This window comes from Flavobacterium sp. T50_26 (genome assembly GCF_057652995.1).
The window spans coordinates 1-221 of the sequence record NZ_JBYFCC010000109.1; the positions used below are offsets into that span (position 1 = coordinate 1).

Sequence of the window (221 nt, forward strand, 5' to 3'; positions counted from 1 at the left end):
GTGCGTTTGGTGTAACCCTTGCTGTCTGTCTTTTCGCCTTTAAAAAGTAGTTTGGCTTGGTTGCCTCCTACTTTGGTACATTGATAATAGTTTTCTGTTTTGTTGAAAACAAAACCTTCTCGCTCAGGAACGTATTGCCCAAAATTAGGCATCCAAGCATTGATTTTGTTATCGTTTAAGTATTTTAAAGCTTCGCCACTGCTATAGCCTGCATCGGCTAA

General features: G+C 39.8%; 1 pseudogene. It reads right to left on the minus strand.

Annotation, left to right across the window (positions count from 1 at the left end):
- A pseudogene (locus AC23MC_RS16595) lies at window positions 1-221 on the minus strand (IS1182 family transposase); the annotation flags it as partial.